The 15,591-nt window shown below is 58.4% G+C and carries 12 protein-coding genes; 6 read left to right on the top strand and 6 right to left on the bottom strand.

What is annotated here, in order from left to right; translation table 11 throughout:
- The first annotated feature begins 207 nt into the window (after window positions 1–207).
- From pgaA to pgaD, 4 genes are read left to right on the top strand one after another with little or no spacing between them, the layout of a single operon-like run.
- A complete protein-coding gene (pgaA, locus tag D5067_RS03750) occupies window positions 208–2,646 on the top strand; it encodes a poly-beta-1,6 N-acetyl-D-glucosamine export porin PgaA (RefSeq protein ID WP_119936222.1) in 2,439 nt (812 codons plus the stop codon).
- An 8-nt stretch (window positions 2,647–2,654) separates the two neighbouring features.
- On the top strand, window positions 2,655–4,592 hold the full coding sequence (gene pgaB / locus D5067_RS03745; RefSeq protein ID WP_119936223.1) for a poly-beta-1,6-N-acetyl-D-glucosamine N-deacetylase PgaB: 1,938 nt from the start codon (window positions 2,655–2,657) through the stop codon (window positions 4,590–4,592).
- Window positions 4,585–5,916 (top strand): poly-beta-1,6-N-acetyl-D-glucosamine synthase, encoded by a 1,332-nt coding sequence (pgaC, locus tag D5067_RS03740; RefSeq protein WP_119936224.1) that lies wholly within the window; start codon window positions 4,585–4,587, stop codon window positions 5,914–5,916. Before pgaB ends, pgaC begins: the two co-directional genes overlap by 8 nt.
- On the top strand, window positions 5,913–6,347 hold the full coding sequence (gene pgaD / locus D5067_RS03735) for a poly-beta-1,6-N-acetyl-D-glucosamine biosynthesis protein PgaD (protein ID WP_119936225.1): 435 nt from the start codon (window positions 5,913–5,915) through the stop codon (window positions 6,345–6,347). The genes pgaC and pgaD overlap by 4 nt, the downstream gene beginning before the upstream one ends.
- A gap of 52 nt (window positions 6,348–6,399) precedes the next feature.
- Here pgaD and gss read toward each other — a convergent pair whose 3' ends face one another.
- The gene (gss, locus tag D5067_RS03730; protein WP_119936226.1) at window positions 6,400–8,262 is read right to left on the bottom strand and encodes a bifunctional glutathionylspermidine amidase/synthase; all 1,863 of its coding nucleotides are present in this window, start codon (window positions 8,260–8,262) and stop codon (window positions 6,400–6,402) included.
- 153 nt (window positions 8,263–8,415) lie between these two features.
- Between gss and D5067_RS03725 the strand changes: the two genes are divergently transcribed.
- Window positions 8,416–8,964, top strand: coding sequence for a DsbA family protein (locus D5067_RS03725; RefSeq protein WP_119936227.1), 549 nt, complete (start codon window positions 8,416–8,418; stop codon window positions 8,962–8,964).
- A 78-nt stretch (window positions 8,965–9,042) separates the two neighbouring features.
- Here the strand turns inward: D5067_RS03725 and D5067_RS03720 are convergent, their stop codons facing one another.
- The 5 genes from D5067_RS03720 to D5067_RS03700 are packed head-to-tail and all read right to left on the bottom strand — an operon-like array spanning window position 9,043 to window position 14,425.
- Window positions 9,043–10,020, bottom strand: coding sequence for an ABC transporter ATP-binding protein (locus tag D5067_RS03720; RefSeq protein ID WP_119936228.1), 978 nt, complete (start codon window positions 10,018–10,020; stop codon window positions 9,043–9,045).
- On the bottom strand, window positions 10,017–10,994 hold the full coding sequence (locus D5067_RS03715; RefSeq protein ID WP_119936229.1) for an ABC transporter ATP-binding protein: 978 nt from the start codon (window positions 10,992–10,994) through the stop codon (window positions 10,017–10,019). Before D5067_RS03715 ends, D5067_RS03720 begins: the two co-directional genes overlap by 4 nt.
- Complete coding sequence (locus D5067_RS03710) at window positions 10,987–11,832, bottom strand: ABC transporter permease (protein WP_119936230.1); 846 nt, start codon at window positions 11,830–11,832, stop codon at window positions 10,987–10,989. Before D5067_RS03710 ends, D5067_RS03715 begins: the two co-directional genes overlap by 8 nt.
- A gap of 5 nt (window positions 11,833–11,837) precedes the next feature.
- Window positions 11,838–12,791 carry an ABC transporter permease gene (locus D5067_RS03705; RefSeq protein WP_119936231.1) on the bottom strand — a complete coding sequence of 318 codons (954 nt, stop codon included), beginning with the start codon at window positions 12,789–12,791 and terminating at the stop codon, window positions 11,838–11,840.
- Between the two features lie 44 nt (window positions 12,792–12,835).
- Window positions 12,836–14,425, bottom strand: a complete 1,590-nt coding sequence (locus D5067_RS03700; RefSeq protein ID WP_119936232.1) for an ABC transporter substrate-binding protein — start codon at window positions 14,423–14,425, stop codon at window positions 12,836–12,838.
- 245 nt (window positions 14,426–14,670) lie between these two features.
- Here D5067_RS03700 and yghU point away from each other — a divergent pair, with 245 nt between their 5' ends.
- Entirely contained in the window at window positions 14,671–15,537 is an 867-nt protein-coding gene (gene yghU / locus D5067_RS03695) for a glutathione-dependent disulfide-bond oxidoreductase (RefSeq protein WP_119936233.1), read from the top strand.
- Window positions 15,538–15,591: the final 54 nt, after the last annotated feature.

Genomic DNA, 15,591 nt, shown 5'->3' with positions numbered 1-15,591 from the left:
CTTTTCAACATATTTATCCGGCAACATATCAGGTGTACATTAGCTTTCACCCAGTCCACTGAGATAAGGATCCATAATTACCTTTAGGTAAGTACCCCGTAACATAACTGCATTCAGATTTAATGTTCTCATTTATGGCCTTTAACGCTGAGTTTAAAGGCGGCCGTGTTATGCAATGGATTCATGATAAACAAATGGCAAATAGATATGGAAAGATCGCTTCGCTTCAATACGTTATTCTTTTATCGCGCCCCAACATTATTGTTTCTGTTATTCCTCTTTCCTGTTCTGGCTCAGGCGACTGAATCCGTTTATGAGCAACAGATTCAACAGGCGCGTAACGGTAATTACACGCCGTTTCTCGATTATCTTCAGCGTTATCAGCAGCAGCATGCCCTGACGCCTGAACAAGTTGCGGACTGGTTACAGGTTGCAGCCTGGGCGGGTCATGATGACGAGGTTATTCAGGTCTGGCAGCGTTACGGCATTTATATGCCGCTGCCCGCCCGTGGCGTTGCTGCCGTCGCGCAATCCAGGCGAAATCAAAAGGCGTGGCAGTCGGCCCTGGCGCTCTGGAAAGAGGCGCGTAGCCTTGCGCCGGATAATGATGATTATCGTATCGGCTACATCAAAACCTTGGCCGATGCCCGCATGGATACGCTTGCCCTGCAGGAAGCCCGACGGCTGGTGGCGGAAAATCCCTCTCAGGCGCATCTTCAGACGCTCTCCTATGTCTGGTTACGCCAGGGAAAAAGCTGGGATCGGCTGCTGGCAGACACCCGCGCGCTGAATATCGCCCCCGAGAATAAAGCGCTCCTCAGCGAGCTGATCGACTCGCTTAAGGATAACCGGGTGAATACCCCCGCGCTCCAGCTTTCACAAAGCGTGACGCTGCCTCCCTCGGAGCGTCGTCGTCTTGAGCGTAATGCCGCCGCCGAACGGGTTCGCCTTGCCGATGTGCCTGGCAGAACAGAAAAGGAGCGCCTGCAGCTTGCGCAATCTGCGCTGAATCGTTACGACGCCCTGCTTGCTCGCTGGCAAAACGATCCGCAGGCGGCGGAAGACGTCGTTCTTGCGCGTATCGACAGGCTTGGCGCGCTGTACGCCCATGCCGATTACCCACGGGTGATTAGCGAATATCAGGATCTTACGGCAGCCCAGCATCCGGTGCCGGGCTGGGCAATCGGCTGGGTCATCTCCGCGTATCTGCAGGAGAAAAACGCGGCCGCCGCCTTCGCGCTTCTGCAACGCTATCCGCAATACGCTTCCGACCCGCAGGACGAGGAGCACGCGCTTTTCTACGCCTGGCTGGATACGGGACAGTATCAGTCCGCCCGCCAGTACGTTGAGCGCCAGACCCGCAACGTCCCCTGGACCCGCTACGATTTCGGCTCCCCTACCCCTCAGCCGAACGATCGGTGGCTTACCGGGCAGTCGCTTCGCTTTAACTATTTGCTGGCGACGAATGCCCTGCCGGAAGCCGAAACGCTGGCGCACCGTCTGGCGACAGCGGCGCCGGGCAATCAGGGGTTACAGATTGACTACGCCACCCTGCTTCAGGCTCGGGGCCTGCCGCGCGCGTCCGAGCAAAAGCTGAAAACGGCGGAGGCCCTGGAGCCATCGAATCTGGAACTCGAGCAGCAGCAGGCCTACGTCGCGATGGATCTGCAGGAGTGGCGACAGATGGATTTACTGGCCGACGACGTGCTGGCTCGCGCGCCAGCCGATCGCAGCGCCAGGCGTCTCGACAGGCTCCGAACGGTCCACCACATGTCCGAACTGCGCCTCAACGCAAGCAAGGGCTTGCACTCCGATAGCCCCGTCAGCGGGACGCACGACCTGAGCTGGGACGCCACGCTCTATGGCCCACCCGTAGCGGACAGCTGGCGGCTGTTTGCAGGCACCCGCTATGCGCAGAGTAATTTCGATGAGGGCAAAGGCACCAGCCGTCACCTTTTGGGCGGCGTCGAATGGCGGCCACGCGACCTCCAGCTCGAAGCCGAGCTCTCCAGCAACCGCTATCACGGGGCAAACAAGCCGGGCGCTCGCCTCTCAACAACGTACTTTGTGACCGATAGCTGGCAGGTCAGCGGCAGCCTTGAACGCCTGTCGCGCACCACGCCTCTGCGGGCGTTACGCAACGGGATCGGCGCCAACCGGGGTGAAGGCGGGGTGCGCTGGTATCAAAACGAACGGCGGGAGTACCAGTTCAGCGCCGCCCTCAGCCGCTTCTCCGATCGTAACCGTCGCCAGGAATACAGCCTCACGGGTAAGGAGCGTCTCTGGCAGACCCCGTCCCTGACGCTGGATCTCGAACCGGGGATCGCCGCCAGTAAAAACAGCCTGCGGGACACGCTCTATTACAACCCGGCGCGGGATCTGTCCGTGACCGCTGCCCTGGCCGTTGACCATGAAATGGTCCGCCATTACGACACCCTCTGGAGCCAGCAGTTCGTGGCGGGAGGGGGCAGCTACTGGCAGAAAAATCAGTCCGCCGGCGCCATCGCCCTGCTGGGTTACGGCCAACGCGTTCAGTGGAACAACGTTATTGATACCGGCGTGATGCTGAACTGGGATAAACGCCCTTACGACGGCAAACGCGAGAGCAACCTCTCCGTCACGTTTGACGCGACTTTACGCTTTTAAGGATGAATATGCTGAACACACGTTTTTCCGTGAGCCTGATACTCCTCGGCTGGCTCTGCCTCAGCGCGAGCGTCTGCGCGCAGGCGATCTCGTTCATTGCGCCCAAAGCGCGGCCGCAGCTGGAGGCGAGTAAACCTTGGCCGGAGAACCAGTTTCTGGTCCTGGCCTACCACGACGTCGAAGACGATGCCGCCGATCAGCGCTACCTCTCCGTGCGCACCAGCGCGTTAAACGAGCAGATAAGCTGGCTTCTGCACAACGGCTATAACGCCGTCAGCGTGCAGGACATTCTCGATGCCCATGACGGGAAAAAAACGCTGCCGCCAAAAGCCGTTCTGCTCAGCTTTGACGACGGCTACAGCAGCTTTTATACCCGCGTCTGGCCGCTGCTTCAGGCGTGGAACGTTCCTGCGCTGTGGGCGCCGGTGGGCAGCTGGGTGGATACGCCGGCAAATCAAAAAGTTAACTTCGGCGGCCTGATGACGCCCCGCGATCGCTTCGCGACGTGGGAAATGGTGCGCGAGCTCAGCCAGTCCCCGCTGATTGAGATCGGATCGCATACCTGGGCTTCGCATTACGGCATTCCGGCCAACCCGCAGGGCAGCCGGGAACCGGCGATCGCCAACCGCTTTTATGACAAAGCCACGGGCCGCTATGAAACCGACCAGCAGTTCAGCCAGCGGATCGGCGATGACGTTCGCAAAGTAACTGAAAAAATCACGCAGGTGACGGGCAAGGCGCCGCGTGCCTGGGTCTGGCCCTACGGCGCCGCCAACGGTACGTCGCTCGCTATCGCCAGGCAGCAGGGTTATCAGCTGGCCTTTACCCTTGAGGACGGGCTGGGGAATTTGCAGGATCTGAGCAACATCCCCCGCCTGCTGATCGCCGGAAATCCCTCGCTCAAGGCGTTTGCCAGTACGGTAAGCCAGGTTCAGGAGCGCGATCCCGTGCGCGTCATGCACGTCGATCTCGACTACGTTTACGATCCCGATCCGGCCCAGCAGACCCAAAACATCAACAGGCTGATCCAGCGGGTCTATGACATGAAAATCAGCCACGTTTTCCTGCAGGCGTTTGCCGACCCGCAGGGCGACGGCAGGATCAAGGCGCTCTATTTCCCCAACCGTCGGCTGCCGGTTCGGGCCGACCTCTTTAATTTTGTCGCCTGGCAGCTACAAACCCGCGCGGGGGTAAAAGTCTTCGCGTGGATGCCGGTGCTCTCGTTCGATCTCGATCCTTCCCTGCCGCGCGTGCAGCGCCGGGATCGTCAAACCGGCCAGCTGCGCGAAGCCACCGAGCCCTATATCCGGCTTTCCCCGTGGGACCCGCAGGTGCACCAGCAGGTAACGGATATCTATGAAGATCTGGCCCGGTATGCCAGCTTCAATGGGATTTTGTTCCATGACGATGCGGTGCTGACGGACGTGGACGATGCCGGACAGGACACCACGCGCCAGAAAAGCCAACGGCTTATCGGGTTTACCCACGCCCTGAGCCTGGCGGTAAAGCATATCCGTGGCCCGCAGATAAAAACCGCCCGCAACATGTTCGCCTTACCCATTCTGCAGCCCGAAAGCGAGGCGTGGTTCGCGCAGAATCTTGATGATTTTCTGGCGGAGTATGACTGGACGGTGCCAATGGCCATGCCGCTGATGGAGTCCGTTCCGGCAGACGAGAGCGATGCCTGGCTTACGCGCCTGGTTAACGCGGTCGCCACGCGCCCCGGCGCGCTCGAAAAAACCATTTTCGAGCTGCAGGCCAGGGACTGGGACCAGAAACCGCAGCGCGCCGTGTCCGATAGCCAGCTTGCGCAGTGGATGCGCGTGCTCCAGCTGAACGGCGTCAAAAATTACGGTTACTACCCCGACGACTTCCTCAACAACCAACCTGATATCTCACGCATCAGGCCTGAATTTTCTTCGTACTGGTACCCTGACAATGACTGATCGGATTATCGCATTCTCTATTTTATGTCTGGTATTCGGGTTGCCGTTAGGCGTGGCCGCCCTCTTTACCGGCGAACTGATTCTGGATTTTGTGTTCTTCTGGCCGCTGTTCATGTCGGTGCTCTGGATAACCGGCGGCCTCTATTTCTGGTTTCAGCTTGAACGCCACTGGTCGTGGGATAAAGACACGCCCGCCCCGACGCTCGCCGGCGAGCCGCTCATCTCCATTCTTATCCCCTGCTTCAACGAGGGACGAAATGCCCGGGAGACCATCAGCGCCGCGCTGGATCAGCGGTATGAAAATATAGAAGTGATCGCCATCAACGACGGCTCGTCTGACAACACGGCGGAGGTATTGCAGGCGATGGCGCAGGAACAGCCGCGCCTGCGGGTGATTAACCTCGCGGAGAACCAGGGGAAAGCACTGGCGCTCAAAGCCGGGGCGGCGGCGGCCCGGGGCGATCTGCTGGTCTGCATTGACGGCGACGCCCTGCTCGATCGCGACACCGCCGCTTATCTGGTGGCCCCGCTGATTCAGTACCCCCACGTCGGCGCGGTCACCGGAAACCCGCGCATTCGCACGCGCTCCACGCTGATTGGCCGCATTCAGGTGGGCGAGTTCTCCTCCATCATTGGGCTTATTAAGCGGACGCAGCGGATCTATGGCCGGGTCTTTACCGTCTCCGGCGTCATCGCCGCCTTTCGACGACAGGCGCTGGCGGACGTCGGGTACTGGAGCCCGGACATGATCACCGAAGACATCGACATCAGCTGGAAGCTCCAGCTGCGCCACTGGGATATCTTTTTCGAGCCGCGGGCGCTGTGCTGGATCCTGATGCCGGAGACGCTGAAGGGCCTGTGGAAACAGCGTCTGCGCTGGGCCCAGGGAGGCGCGGAGGTGTTTCTGGTCAACCTGCGCAGGATTGTGCGCTGGGAGCATCACCGCATGTGGCCGCTGTTTATGGAGTACGCGCTGTCAACGCTGTGGGCCTTCGCGTACGCGATGACGGTGCTGCTGTTCCTCCTCAGCCAGGTTGCGCCTGTTCCCGCCAGGCTGACCGTGGAGAGCCTTTTTCCACCGGAGTTTACCGGGCTGCTGCTGGGCGTGATGTGTCTGCTGCAGTTCCTGGTCAGCTTGTTCATCGAGCGACGCTATGAACGAAGAGTGGCCAGTTCGCTTTTCTGGGTGATCTGGTTCCCGATGGTGTACTGGATGATCGGCCTGTTCACCACCCTCGTCGCATTTCCAAAAGTCATGCTTAAACGCCAGCGCGCTCGCGCGCGCTGGATCAGTCCGGACCGGGGAAAAGGAAGCATTCAATGAACGAAAATACCTTAATTTTGACCGAGCATCGGCTATTGCCACGTCTTTTCGATGCCGCGTTAACGCTGGTGGCCTGGGGAGGATTTCTGTTTTTCCTGTATGCCCGGCTCTGGATGCAGCTAACCGATGAGAGCGACCACCGCTGGGGCGTGATTATCGCGTCCTTTAATACGGTATTGATCTATTTACTGTTCGCCGCGCTCAACGGCTGGCTGCTGATTTTGTGGTATCAGTACAACCGCCGCCGCGCCCACGTGAGGCGGCGTCAGCCGGGCTATTTTCACCAGGAGGAGCTGGCCCGCAGCTTTAATGTTTCACCGCAGATCATCTCCGAGATGAGCCAGTACAACCTGCTGACGGTGTACCACGACCAGATTGGCCGGATTATTGATTTGAAGGTAAGCGAACAACAGGAAGAGGAAGAACAGTAATAAAAAGCCCCGGCAGGATACCCTGCGGGGGCTTTTTTATCGCGGGTGTGAACTACTTATCTTTAACCACAATCAGCGGCTCAATATCGCTCTCTTTCTTCACCACCAGCGAGTCATCCCCGCGCAGGCAGGTTCCGCCATAGTTGCCGCCCACGGTAAAGGTACAAACCTGAATGTACTTGCCGTCGACCTTCGGCAGGCACCACAGCTGCTGGTAGATGTTTTTACGGTCAACAAACTTGCCGCTGGATTTATCCAGCAGTTCGTCCTGGGCGCTGATGAGATCGATATTGCTGCCGCAGCGCCCGGCAATGGGTTTAGCGGCATAGCCGGTCTGTTTCAGCAGCTCGTTGACCTCAAAATCGGTATCCAGCAGGTAGCGATGGTTCGGGAACAGCTGCCACAGCACCGGCAGGATGGCCTTGTTGCCGGGGATCACCGTCCACAGCGGCTCGAAGACCAGCACTTCCGGGCGCAGCAGGACGTCTATCAGGCGCACCTCTCCTTCCGGATGCCCGGTGCGGATCGGCACCGCGGCATATTCGGTTTCGCTCACCTCGCGGATCTGCTCAATCGCCGTCTCCCACGCCCAGGTTTTCCACACGCAGTTGACGGGGCGGCCTTCCTCGTCGATGAGTTGCCCGGCGGCATCCCAGCTTAGCGCCTCAAGCCCGTGCAGAATTTTGGTTTCAAACCCTGCCTGCATCAGCGAACGCTGTATAAAGAGCGCGTGGTAATCCTCTTCGACGTCGTTGTCCTGCATGATGTGGACAAACGGACGCGCGTGGCTGTGCTTCCAGGCGCCGGTAAGTTCTTCCAGCAGCCCTTCCGCCGGGTTATGGCCGTTACCGCGATAGCCGTTTTTCACCCACTCTTCCAGAATTAACCCGCCCTCGGTATGGCAGGACGCGGAATCGGCGTTGTACTCGTACACCTTGATGCCGCGCTCGTCCATGCAGAAATCCATACGACCGGTGATCATATGGTGGCGACGCCACTGCCAGGAGAGACGCAGGCGCGGCCAGAGAATTTTCGGGATGTCGAAAAGTGCCAGTAAGTTATCGTCCTTAAGCACTTTGTCCGTCGCGTGCAGGTACATCAGATGCAGTTCGTTGGTCGCCTTGATCAGCTCCTGCTCGGCGCTTTCGGTGATGGTGAAATACTGGCAGGGATCTTTATTGATCACGTGACCGTTCGCCCGAACGTACGCCTGCTGCAGGGCGTCGTCTTCGTTGAGCCATTTGCCGTCGAACTGACGCTTGTTTTTGAGCCGCGCACCGCTTATTTTCAGCAGCTCACCGTCGATTTCCGGCTGGGGAATGCTGTGCTCGGTGTCGTCTGTCTGGATCATCCAGCCAAGAATTTCGGTATCGTTAAAGGTGTCATGGAGGGTGTAGCGGCCGTCCTCAACGCTCAGGCGCAGCTCGCGCGTCCACTGCTGCCCCAGCGGGAGCGGGGAGTGGATGACGTTCTGCTCCGCGATGCGCACCTTGTCGCCCAACAGCTGGGTGATGACGGCAACGTGGCCAGTCTCGTGAAACTCACCGCCCTTTTGCCAAATCAGCAACGCCCCGGCCTGCGGGGCGCGTTTTGAACCATTGGCAAAGGCCTGCAGCGGCAGAATGTTATCGTTCACCACCTGACGCAAAAAGCGCAGGGAGAAGATCTCCCACGCCATGCCGACGTCGGTAAAGACAAAACCGTAGTTGAGAAACAGGAAACGGCGGGCAAACTCAACGCACTGCCACTTGTGGCCCATGTATTCGTTGCCGATATAGCTTCGAAAATCCGCGTCTTCCGGGTATTTCCGCGGATCGAGGCTGCCGTAGTTTGAAGAGTAAATCGCCACGCCACCCGGCGCATAGCCTAACAACGTCCCAAATGGAGCGTCACTGCTTAACTTTCCTTTACGCATGTATCCAACCTAAAACAGGCAGGCGGCAATTTTTTGAGGGGTTGTCGTCGTCTGCACGTTGTGATTAACCTGACAGAGGTGGATTTATCATACACCTGCGTGGCAAATTATTCGTCGCAACAATGACTAAAATTCACAACATCAGGAGTCAACATGAGCGTACAGGCGCAAGCGCTGGAATGGGGCCACGGCCCGCGAATCTTTGAGGTGTTCCTGGAACCGACCTGCCCTTTTTCGGTAAAAGCTTTTAATAAGTTAAACGCGTTTCTGGAACGGGCCGGGGAAGACAATGTCACGGTCAAAATCCGTTTACAGTCCCAGCCGTGGCACCTGTTTTCCGGGGTGATAGTTCGCTGCATTCTGGCGGCATCCACGCTGGCGGACGGCAAAGCCGCCGCGCGTAAAGTGATGCAGGCGGTGGCCGACCATCGGGAGGAGTTTGAGTTTACCGACCACTGCAGCGGCCCGAATATGCAGGCCACGCCGGAAGAGATTATCGCCCGAATTGAGCGCTACAGCGGAGTGCAGGTTGCACAGGCCTTTGCGCACCCGGAACTGCAGAATGCGATCAAATGGCACTGCAAATACGCGCGTCAGAACGGTATTCACGTCTCACCGACGTTTATGGTTAACGGCCTGGTGCAGGCGGATTTAGGCAGCGGCGATGACGTTGAGGTTTGGGCGACGCGGGTGTTGGGATAGCGCTGTGCGGCCTGTCATGCCGGGTGGCGGCTGCGCCTTACCCGGCCTACAAAACACGACACCCGGCGCATTCAAGGCTCAAATCTTAAACAACCAGCACGCGGTAAAATGCCCTGGCGCAATCTCCTGCATCGCAGGCTCCTGCGTCTGGCAAACCGGCATGGCGTGCGGACAGCGGCTGCAAAAATGACAGCCCGGCAGCGGCGAGGTTGGCCCCGGAATTTCTCCCCGCAGGGTGGCCTCGTCGAGATTCCTGATGCGCGGATCCGGCTGCGGAACCGCCGCCAGCAGCGCGCGGGTGTAGGGATGAGCCGGGTGCTGATAGAGTTCATTCGCGGGCGCAACCTCCACCAGCTTGCCGAGGTACATAACCCCGATACGGCTGGAGATATGGCGCACCATCGACAGATCGTGGGCGATGAACAGATAGGTCAGCGCCAGCTCCTGCTGAAGATCCTGCAGGATATTCACCACCTGCGCCTGCACCGAGACGTCCAGCGCCGAGAGAGGCTCATCGCACAGCACAAACTCCGGGCGCACGGACAGCGCCCGCGCAATGCTGATACGCTGACGCTGCCCGCCGCTGAACTCGTGCGGGAAGCGTTCAAGGTGTTCCTGCTTAAGCCCCACCTTGTAGAGCAGCGTTTCAGTACGTTCCCGCTGCTCTTCACGGCTGTAGCCGTGGATCTGCATCGGCTCGGCCACCAGCTGTTGCACGGTCATACCTGGGTTCAGCGACGAATACGGATCCTGAAAAATCGCCTGCATCCGCTTGCGCAGCGGCTTAAGCTCTTTTTCTCGGGCGTGGGCAATCTCCTGCCCGGCAAAGTGGATCTCACCGGACGTGATGTCGAACAGGCGTAAAATCGCGCGACCGAGAGTCGATTTGCCGCAGCCGGACTCCCCCACAAGGCCGAACGTTTCCCCGCGCTGAATATCAAAGCTCACGCCATCGACCGCCTTCACCGCCACGCCTTTGCGCAGCAGGCCAGCGTTCAGCTGATAGTGTTTGCGCAGCTCACGCACGCTCACCAAAGGTTCACGTTGTTCGCTCATGCCTGAATCTCCTTATCTGCCCATAGCCAGCAGGCGGCGCGATGGCCCTCTCCGGTAGCGTAAAAAGTGGGTTGCCGTTCACACTGCGGCATCCGTTTGGGGCAACGTTCGGCGAACGGGCATCCCGGCGGCGGATTAAGCAAGCCTGGCGGCGTACCTTCGATAGGGGATAAACGCTGATTTACCTCATTCGGGCGCGGCAGTGAAGCCAGCAGCCCTTGGGTGTACGGATGCGCAGGACGGTAAAAAATGTCCTCCACGCTCCCCTCTTCCATCACCAGCCCGCCGTACATCACCACCACGCGGCTGCATACCTGCGCCACCACGCCGAGATCGTGCGTAATCAGCAAAATGGCGGTCCGGGTCTGCTGCTGCAGGCTTTTCAGCAGGCGCAGAATTTGTGCCTGAATGGTCACGTCCAGCGCGGTGGTAGGTTCATCGGCAATCAGCAGTTTCGGGTTACAGGAGAGCGCAATGGCAATCATCACGCGCTGGCGCATTCCGCCGCTGAACTCGTGCGGATACTGATGGTAGCGGCGTTCAGCTTCGGCAATGCCCACCTGATCCAGCATGGCTATTGCTGCCGCTTTGGCCGCTTTTTTCGACAGCTTTTTATTTCGCACCAGGATCTCAGACATCTGCTTGCCGACAGTGAGCACCGGGTTCAGGGCGGTCATCGGATCCTGGAAAATCATCGCGATCTCGTTTCCGCGAATGGCGCGCATCTGCTCGGACGTTTTCTGCGCCAGATCGTCATTCTGGAAGCGAATGCTGCCGCCAGCGATCCGCCCGTTGCTCCCCAGCAGCTGAACGATCGACTTACAGGTCACGCTTTTCCCGCATCCGGACTCCCCGACGATGCCAACCAGTTCTCCCGGCTGAACGTAAAAGCTCACGCCGCGCACCGCGTGAACGTCGCCGTCGCGCGTGCGGAAGGTGGTGTGCAGGTTATCGATCTCTAATAAGCTACTCATCGCGGTTCGCTCCCGGCTCAAAGGCGGTGCGGAACACGTCGCCTAACACGTTGAAACTGAACACTGTCAGCAGGATCAAAATGCCCGGGAACATCGCCAGCCAGGAGGCTTCACCGATGTACGACTGGGCATTATTGAGCATACTCCCCCACGAGGCGGCAGGCGCCTGCACGCCCAGCCCCAGGAAGCTCAGGGTGGACTCCATCAAAATCGCGGAGGCGATATTGAGCGTGGCGGCCACGATAATGGTCGGCAGCACGCCGGGGATAATGTGGCGCACGATAATGCGCAGCGGATACTCGCCCGACGCGCGGGCATACAGTACATACTCGCGCTCTTTCACCGACAGGGTTTCAGCACGCACCAGACGCGACATGTTCATCCACGTCAGCAGGCTGATGATCAGGATAATATTATCCACGCCCGGCTTGAGGTAAGCGTTCACCACTAGAAGCAGGAAGAAGGCGGGGATCGCCATCAGAATGTCGACGGTACGCATCATCAGGTTATCGAGCCAGCCGCCAAAATAGCCGCTGACGGTACCCACGATCGTGCCAATCAGCGTCGAAAAGATCATTGCCAGAAAACCGACCATCAGCGAGATCTGCCCGCCGTAAAGCGCGCGGGTGAAGTAGTCGCGCCCGTACTCGTCGGTGCCGAACCAGTGGACGGCGTCCGGGGGTAACGTGCGGGCGCCAAGCGCCATGTGGTCCGGATCGTACGGGCTTAAGCCCGCACAGAGCGCGGCGATGACGAAGATAAAAAGCATAAATAATGAGAACTGCGCCGGACGGTTGCGGCGCAGCTGGTGACGAACCTGCTGCCAGCGTCTGCTCATCCGGGCTACCTCAGCGTGCGAATGCGGGGATCGGCGAACCGATAGAGTAAGTCGGCGATCAGGTTGCCAACGATCAGCATCATCGACGAAAGCATAATGATCGCCATGATCAGCGGATAGTCCAGCGAGGTGATCGACTGGATCCCCAGCAGGCCCATCCCCGGCCAGGAGAAGACGCTTTCTGTCACATACGCGCCCACCACCAGCTCGCCGAACGACAGCCCGAACAGGGTAATGACCGGCAGGAGCACGTTTTTCAGCACATGGCGGAACAGAATACTGGTGCGCGTGGCGCCGTACGCCAGCTGCGTCTGCACGTAGTCGGCGGAAAGCTGGGAGATGGTATTGGAACGGATGTAGCGCACGTAGCTTGAGAGGTTGTAAAAGGTCAGCGCGATGCACGGCAGCACGCCGTGGCGCACCACGTCGAGCCAGTTATCGTCCATGCCGATGGTGCGCATCCCCATGCTGGGTAACCAGTTAAGCTGTACGGCAAACACGGTGATGAGCAGAATGCCGAACCAGAAAATGGGCACCGAGATGCCGATATAGGCAAATAAATTCAGCACATGATCCAGCCAGCGGTGCTTAAACGCGCCCGCCAGCAGCCCCAGCGGGATCGCCAGCACGATCGCCAGCAGCAGCGATGCGCCCATTAACCCCAGCGTGGCCGGAATGCGCTCGGCAATCATCTCCAGCACCGGGCGGTGGTAGATCAGGGAATAGCCGAGATCGCCCTGCAGGACGTTTTTCAGCCACAGAACGTACTGCGTTACCAGCGGCTTATCCAGCCCCAGGCTCTGGCGAATGCGCTCGATATCTTCCGGGGCCATACGCGGCGTAATGTACGCCGCCACGGGATCGCCGGGCGCGAGCTTGACCAGCAAAAACGCCACCAGCGAAATAAAGAAAAGCATCGGCAGCAGCTGCAGCAGCCGACGCGTGAGGAGTGTGTTCACGACGTGCCCTTAAAAGGCCCCGATCCTGCGACCGGGGCAACAGCTTATTTTTGATAAATTTTTGACAGATCCTGGAATAGATAAACGGGCTTCGGCTCCGCTTCCTGCGTGCCGCCGAAGCGTTTATCCACGGCGACGGTCGCATTGGTGTAGGCGATCGGGTAGTAGGTCATCTCGTTCGCCACGGTCTGCTGAATTTGCTTGTAGATATCGGCGCGCTTCGCGGCATCGGCTTCAACCGCGCCTTTATCCCACAGAGCGTCAAACTGCGGATTTTTGTAGTGCGCGTAGTTGTAGGCCTCGTTGCTCATAAACAGCGATTTGTAGCCGTCCGGCTCTGACCCCATGATGTAGCCGCCGAGGTTCAGCTCCCACGCGGTGTTGTTCATATCGAGGCTGCGCTGGGACATGGCGTTAGAATCCAGCGGCATCAGCTCCACGTTCACGCCAATCCCCTTCAGCGCCTGCTGAATGTAGAGCGCCTGGCTCTCCTGGGTTTTGTTGGTGTTGACGTAGGCCAGACGCAGCTTCAGGTTTTCCGGCGCGCCGGAGGCCTTCAGCAGATCTTTGGCTTTTTGCTGGTTGAATTTGTACTGTTCGACGTCGTAAGTCTGGTAGAGCGTGTCCGGCGTCAGGAACGACGTTGCCGGTTTGGCGTAGTCCAGCGAGGTAAACGCCGTCTGGGTCAGCTCGTCTTTGTTGATGGCATAGGCGATGGCCTGGCGCAGCTCTTTGCTCTTCATGACCGGCACGTTCTGGTTGAAGGTCATATAGGCCAGACGCCCTTCAGGGTAGACCACGAAGTCAAACTTACCGGTATTTTTCAGGCGGTTCACGTCCTGCGGGTCAACCATCTTGAGGTTGATTTCACCGTTTTGCAGCGCAAGATTGGCGGAGTTGCTGTCTTTAGCGAAACGATAGGTGACGGAATCGAGCTTAGGTTTGCCGTTCCAGTAATCGTCGAAGCGCGTCAGGGCGTAATACTGCCCGGCGCGATACTCTTTAAATTTGAACGGGCCGGAGCCGACCGGCGCATCGTTTTTCGTGCTCTTTTCCAGATCGCCTTCACCGGCGAACACGTGCTGCGGGATCGGGTAGATCTGCACCAGCGTTCCGGTAAAGGCTGCGCTGACCTGAGGCAATGTGAACTTAACGGTGCGTTCGTCGACCTTACTCACCTCTACAGGCTTGCCGCCGTACGTGAACATGCTGCGGAAGAAGCTATGCTGTTTGGCTTCCAGCAGCTTGTTGAAGGTGAAGACCACGTCGTCCGCCGTCAGCGGCTGACCGTCCTGCCATTTCAGATTCGGTTTCAGCGTCAGGGTATAGCTGAGGTTATCGGCAGAGGGCGTCAGGCTTTCTGCCAGGCCCCACTCAATTTTACCGTCGTTAAAGCTATACAGCGGGGCATACAGCGCCTGCATGATGGTTAGGGTAGTGCGGTCGCTGGCGTAGAGCGGGTTGACGGCTAGCGGGTCGCCGGAGGTTATCCCAATAATCAGCGAGCCGCCCTCTTTTGGCGCGTCGCTTTTTGCCGCTGGCGCATTGTTTGTTTCTTTATTTTTAGCATCATCACAGCCGGCCAGACCTAAGGCGAGCGATACTACCACTGCCGATAACAGAAGCTTACGCATCTCACTAACTCCTTGCCTGATAAAGTATTTACTACTGCGTCTTTTATTTATGTTGAAGCATCATATTCAGCTTTCGGGTTTTACGCATTAACAATGAAAATGCGATTTTCGATTAAGCTTATACCGCTTTTGATATATATAAGCGCCAGAAGGAATAGCGGTTAATTAATTGCGCTCAGTTCGTTAAACCCTTCACAAATCTCCTGCTACACTGCCTCAACACATCACTCAAAAGGCAGGTCAACATGTCAGACAACACGTATCAGCCACCTAAAGTGTGGGAATGGAATAAGAACAGCGGCGGCGCGTTCGCCAACATCAACCGCCCGATCTCCGGCGCGACGCATGAGAAGGATTTGCCTGTCGGTTCGCACCCGCTGCAGCTTTACTCTCTGGGCACCCCGAACGGCCAGAAGGTCACCATCCTGCTCGAAGAGCTGCTGGCGCTGGGCGTAACAGGGGCCGAATACGACGCATGGTTAATTCGCATCGGTGACGGGGATCAGTTCTCCAGCGGTTTTGTCGACGTGAACCCGAACTCGAAAATACCGGCGCTTCGTGACCACTCCACGAACCCGCCAACGCGCGTATTTGAATCCGGGAGCATCCTGCTCTATCTGGCCGAGAAATTTGGCCACTTCCTGCCAAAAGATCCGGCGGGACGGACCGAAACGCTGAACTGGCTGTTCTGGCTTCAGGGCGCGGCCCCGTTCCTCGGCGGCGGTTTCGGCCACTTCTACAACTATGCTCCGGTGAAGATTGAGTACGCTATCGACCGCTTTACCATGGAAGCCAAGCGCCTGTTCGACGTGCTGGATAAACAGCTGGCGCGCGGCCGCTACGTGGCGGGTGAAGAGTACAGCATCGCGGACATAGCGATCTGGCCGTGGTTTGGCAGCGTGGCGCTCGGCAGCGTCTATAACGCCGCCGAGTTCCTGGATGCGGAGAAGTACACCAACGTGCAGCGCTGGGCCAAAGATATTGCGAACCGTCCGGCCGTGAAGCGCGGACGTATCGTAAACCGCACCAACGGCGAGCTGAACGAGCAGCTACACGAGCGCCATGCGGCGAGCGATTTTGATACCAATACGGAAGATAAACGCCAGGCCTGATGCCCTCACACTAACCCTCTCCCACGGGGAGAGGGAATGAAGGTAGGCCGGGTA

Source organism: Enterobacter huaxiensis (assembly GCF_003594935.2).
In the GTDB taxonomy this organism is placed as follows: Bacteria; Pseudomonadota; Gammaproteobacteria; order Enterobacterales; family Enterobacteriaceae; genus Enterobacter; species Enterobacter huaxiensis.
Note: the sequence above shows the minus strand (reverse complement) of the source record. Positions and strands in the feature narration are given on the sequence as shown.

Bases quoted from the DNA above. Each gene is read 5' to 3' on its own strand.
- pgaC (WP_119936224.1), top strand. From the start codon at position 4,585: ATGACTGATCGGATTATCGCATTCTCTATTTTATGTCTGGTATTCGGG.
- D5067_RS03720 (WP_119936228.1), bottom strand. From the start codon at position 10,020: ATGAGCGAACAACGTGAACCTTTGGTGAGCGTGCGTGAGCTGCGCAAA.
- D5067_RS03725 (WP_119936227.1), top strand. From the start codon at position 8,416: ATGAGCGTACAGGCGCAAGCGCTGGAATGGGGCCACGGCCCGCGAATC.
- gss (WP_119936226.1), bottom strand. From the start codon at position 8,262: ATGCGTAAAGGAAAGTTAAGCAGTGACGCTCCATTTGGGACGTTGTTA.
- D5067_RS03710 (WP_119936230.1), bottom strand. From the start codon at position 11,832: ATGAGCAGACGCTGGCAGCAGGTTCGTCACCAGCTGCGCCGCAACCGT.
- pgaB (WP_119936223.1), top strand. From the start codon at position 2,655: ATGCTGAACACACGTTTTTCCGTGAGCCTGATACTCCTCGGCTGGCTC.
- D5067_RS03715 (WP_119936229.1), bottom strand. From the start codon at position 10,994: ATGAGTAGCTTATTAGAGATCGATAACCTGCACACCACCTTCCGCACG.
- D5067_RS03700 (WP_119936232.1), bottom strand. From the start codon at position 14,425: ATGCGTAAGCTTCTGTTATCGGCAGTGGTAGTATCGCTCGCCTTAGGT.
- yghU (WP_119936233.1), top strand. From the start codon at position 14,671: ATGTCAGACAACACGTATCAGCCACCTAAAGTGTGGGAATGGAATAAG.
- pgaA (WP_119936222.1), top strand. From the start codon at position 208: ATGGAAAGATCGCTTCGCTTCAATACGTTATTCTTTTATCGCGCCCCA.
- pgaD (WP_119936225.1), top strand. From the start codon at position 5,913: ATGAACGAAAATACCTTAATTTTGACCGAGCATCGGCTATTGCCACGT.